Here is a 4030-nt window from a genome sequence, read left to right as displayed (position 1 = left end):
GATAGCCATTTACGTTCTGACCCAATAGTGAAATCTCACGTACGCCTTTTTCTGCCAGACCTGCAATTTCTGCCAGGACATCATCCAGCGGACGTGATACTTCTTCACCGCGGGTATACGGCACCACACAGAAAGAACAGTATTTTGAACAGCCTTCCATAATTGATACAAAGGCTTTATAACCTTCAACACGTGGTTCAGGCAGGAAGTCGAATTTTTCAATATCCGGGAAGGAAATATCGACCAGTTTAATTTTATCTTTCTTTGGCTTTTCTACTTGCTCAAAATGCTGATCCAGCATTTGCGGCAAACGGTGCAGGGTTTGTGGACCAAAAATCATGTCAACATAATTGGCACGTTTCTGAATGTTGTCACCTTCTTGTGAAGCAACACAGCCACCCACACCAATAATCAGATCCGGATTTTTTTCTTTTAGTTTGCGCCAGCGACCCAATTCAGAGAATACTTTTTCTTGTGCTTTTTCACGAATTGAGCAAGTATTCATCAGAAGAATATCTGCTTCTTTAGGGTCAGTGGTTAGCACATAGCCATGTGAGTCGCCCAAAAGGTCGGCCATACGATGACTGTCATACTCATTCATCTGACACCCTTGCGTTTCAATGTACAGTTTTTTGACTGTAGCATCGTGGGCTGGGGTGTGCGCTGGCTGGGTAACAGTGTTTTCTGAGGCAGCTGGGGCACTCTTCGGAATGAAGGTTTGAACCGTCATGAAGGCTCCTAGGGATAATACGTTTAAATTGTGAACGGACGACCTTATTAATCTGCGAATCAGGTCAATTAGAATTCAATTCACAGAATGAATTTTTTGGAAGTCGCATATTTTAGCAGGAAAGTCGCTTAAACTTATAGCCTTTATTGGTGGCCTGAAAATATTGATTTATGGACAGAAAATGTTTGAAAATTAATATTGCTGAATCATAAGGTTACATAAGAGAACAGTAGAGTCGGTCTAGAATTTATAAACTAGCACCGATGTTGAACAAAATTGTCTGGCACGAACTACATGATAGAAGTTAAGTTAATGTTGAAACAGATTATAAGTACACATAAATATTCAAGATTATTCACTGTAGGGATGGCCTGTCTGAGTTCAATGGGCGTTCAAGCTGCCGAAGAACAATTTAATGACGCACTCACTGCGGCAAATGCTGGAAATATTGAATTATTACAACAGTATCGTGCAGCCATGCAGAATGATGCCTTGGGTTACTACCCGGAATACTGGATTCTGAATCAAAATCTTGGCATGCAGCCGGCCAGTCAGATTATTAATTTTGCCCAGCGTTATCCGCAATCTGCCATGGCAGAAAAGCTGGCAGCAGACTATGTTGAAGAAAAAGTAAAGCAGGCCGATTTTTCAGCAGCACAGCCGGTCCTGCAATATGTGACCAATCCAGATCAGGCAGAAAGCTGCGCGATTGCTCAGGTACGTGCCAAAAGTGGTGATCCTCTGGTCTATGCCGAATATAAAGATGTCTGGCTGACCACCAATTCTCAACCGGAATCCTGTGCCGGTTTAGGTCGAATGATGCTGTCCAGTCCCTTATTAACCATTGAAGACCGTCAGCAACGACTCTGGACACAATTGCGTGCCGGTCAGTCTGGACAGGCGATTGCGACCGCCCAGAGTATCGGCCTCAACCTTTCTTTGGCGCAGCTTAATAGCATTCAGGCCAATCCGACAGCCTATTTATGGACGGCACCCAAAGCGACCACTGCTGATCATGCTTATCTGGTGTATGCCATGGGGCGACTGGCGGATAGTGATCTGAATACAGCATTTTCGAGTGTGCGACGTACTGCTGAAGGCACCCCTGAACAGATCCAAAAAGCTTTGTACCGTGTAGTCGGCTATATCGGTGGCACCACGGTGATGAAGAACAACTTTAATCGTGAAGTCCTGAATTATCTGGATCTGAGTTATGGCCTGTCATTTAGTCCGGAAGAAGCAGAAATTTATGCACGTCAGGCGATTCGCTTTAGCGCTTGGGAAAGTCTGATTCGGGCGATTGATGCGATGAGTGTGACCCAGAAACAGGAAGACCGCTGGCAATACTGGCTGGCTCGTGCAAGTGAACAGCGCTCAGACCGAGCATCAAAAAAAGCAGCTGAAGATATTTATCGAAAACTGGCCACTGGTGATGATTATCATAACTTGCTGGCACGTGACCGCTTAGGACAGTTAACCTTAGGTACGCCGAAATCCGCACAGCCTTCTGCTCAGGCCATGCAACGCCTGAATCAGGATATTCATTTCCGCCGTGCTTTTGCCTTGCGTAATATCAATGCTTCAGCTGCGTATGTAAACCGTGAATGGAACTGGGCCGTGCGTCAGGCTTACTTGAAACATGATGATGATCTACTGCTTGCCGCAGCGAAACGTGCGCATGATATGGGCTGGCATGACCGTGCTATTTATGCTGCAGATCGTACAGTGAATAAGCACAACTATGATTACCGTTTCCCAATGCCATATCGAAATTATGTGGTCAGCCATAGCCAGAATGCCAGTGTTGATCCGGCATGGGCTTATGGTTTGATGCGTCAGGAAAGCCGATTTAATACTGTGGCGCGTTCACATGTCGGGGCAGGTGGCTTGATGCAGATCATGCCAGATACGGCCAAACTGGTCGCGCGTCAGATGGGCGAAACCTATAATCCGGCAGCATTAAGCGATATGAATACCAATATTCGTTATGGCACCTTCTATTTGTCTACGATTCAACGCCAGCTCAGCAACAGTCCTGTTTTAGCAACGGCAGGTTATAATGCCGGACCGAATCGCGCACGCCGTTGGCAGCCAGACTTACAGAATCTAGCAGCAGATCAGTACACGGAAACCATTCCTTTATTAGAAACACGGGATTATGTGAAACATGTCATGACCAATGCGACACATTATGGCATCCTATTGGGCCAGGGAGCACAATCAATCGGGAAACGTATGCAGGCAATTCCGCTACGTAGTACACAATAAAAATTAATGATTTAGGGATAGTGAATTATTCATGAAGTTAATGAATAGTCGTCGAGTATCAGTATGGCTTTCTGCTTGTATAGTCGCAGGAGGGAGTTTTCCTGCGCTTGCGGCACCGACGGGCTATATCATGGATGTGCAGATGGTTCCCGCACTTTGCAGTCTGTATCCTGAATTGGCCAAAAAGCGAAAATGTCTGGAAGGTTATTCCTTGAATATCTCCGGCTTATTTCCTGAAACCAGTCAACAGGATTGCAGCACGCAGACTTCATCCGCACTTCCACCTTTACAAGCCAAGGTGGTTGCTCGTGTCATGCCGGACGAGGCTTCACGAGCACGCTTATGGCAGAGTACTGGAGGGTGTATTCCCATGAGTGCCAGCCAGTATTTTCGGACCATTATTAATTATGCGGATCGTCTGAAAGTACCACAGGAACTGACAGACCAAGAAAACATGGTCATGTCGATTAATACATTGCGTACAAAATTCCTTAAGATTAATCCGCAATTGCCCGCCAGCGGCATCCGGTTTAACTGCCAGACCAACCGTAGTGTCAGCCTGCTGACTGCGGTTAAGGTGTGCTATCGCAGCAATGGCCAATATAAGCAATGTCCGAGCAGTATAGTAAATACCTGCCCTCAGAACATTACAATTAAAGGTACATACTAAGCTTTTCAGCCAAATTAATTTATATTTCCTATCAGACTTTTGTTGGAATTCATTCGCTTTTACATGCATCTCCGAAAGGATTGGAGTACAATCTTTGCCGTTTATGATTATTAAGATTAGATAGAACAGCTATTTAATCCGCATTGACTATCCTCTCAATTGGAGATAATTACATGAAGCAACCTGTTCGCGTTGCCGTTACTGGCGCTGCTGGTCAAATTGGTTACAGCCTATTATTCCGTATCGCTAGCGGTGAAATGTTGGGTAAAGACCAACCAGTTATTCTTCAATTATTAGAAATTCCTGTTGAGAAAGCTCAACAAGCGCTTAAAGGCGTGATGATGGAACTTGACGACTGTGCT

Annotated in this window: 4 protein-coding genes; 3 read left to right on the top strand and 1 reads right to left on the bottom strand. The window is 45.2% G+C overall.

The genetic code is table 11. The features are described from left to right. A partial coding sequence (locus tag B4033_RS01125) for a radical SAM protein (RefSeq protein WP_286831283.1) occupies positions 1-730 on the bottom strand: 730 nt, incomplete at its 3' end. 366 nt (positions 731-1096) lie between these two features. Here B4033_RS01125 and B4033_RS01120 point away from each other — a divergent pair. From B4033_RS01120 to B4033_RS01110, 3 genes are all read left to right on the top strand, one after another. Continuing rightward, the gene (locus B4033_RS01120) at positions 1097-2998 is read left to right on the top strand and encodes a lytic transglycosylase domain-containing protein (RefSeq protein WP_228127304.1); all 1902 of its coding nucleotides are present in this window, start codon (positions 1097-1099) and stop codon (positions 2996-2998) included. A 31-nt stretch (positions 2999-3029) separates the two neighbouring features. After that, complete coding sequence (locus B4033_RS01115; protein WP_004896072.1) at positions 3030-3668, top strand: ribonuclease T2 family protein; 639 nt, start codon at positions 3030-3032, stop codon at positions 3666-3668. 173 nt (positions 3669-3841) lie between these two features. Further along, a partial coding sequence (locus tag B4033_RS01110) for a lactate/malate family dehydrogenase (RefSeq protein ID WP_414631402.1) occupies positions 3842-4030 on the top strand: 189 nt, incomplete at its 3' end.

The sequence above is a fragment of the Acinetobacter sp. UBA3132 genome (assembly GCF_002364825.1).
Taxonomy (GTDB): domain Bacteria; phylum Pseudomonadota; class Gammaproteobacteria; order Pseudomonadales; family Moraxellaceae; genus Acinetobacter; species Acinetobacter schindleri.
The sequence above is the reverse complement of the archived record's forward strand: the minus strand, read 5'-3'. Positions and strand labels throughout refer to the sequence as shown.

Excerpts from the sequence above, each read along its gene's own strand:
- B4033_RS01120 (WP_228127304.1), top strand. The coding sequence starts at position 1,097 with ATGGCCTGTCTGAGTTCAATGGGCGTTCAAGCTGCCGAAGAACAATTT.
- B4033_RS01115 (WP_004896072.1), top strand. The coding sequence starts at position 3,030 with ATGAAGTTAATGAATAGTCGTCGAGTATCAGTATGGCTTTCTGCTTGT.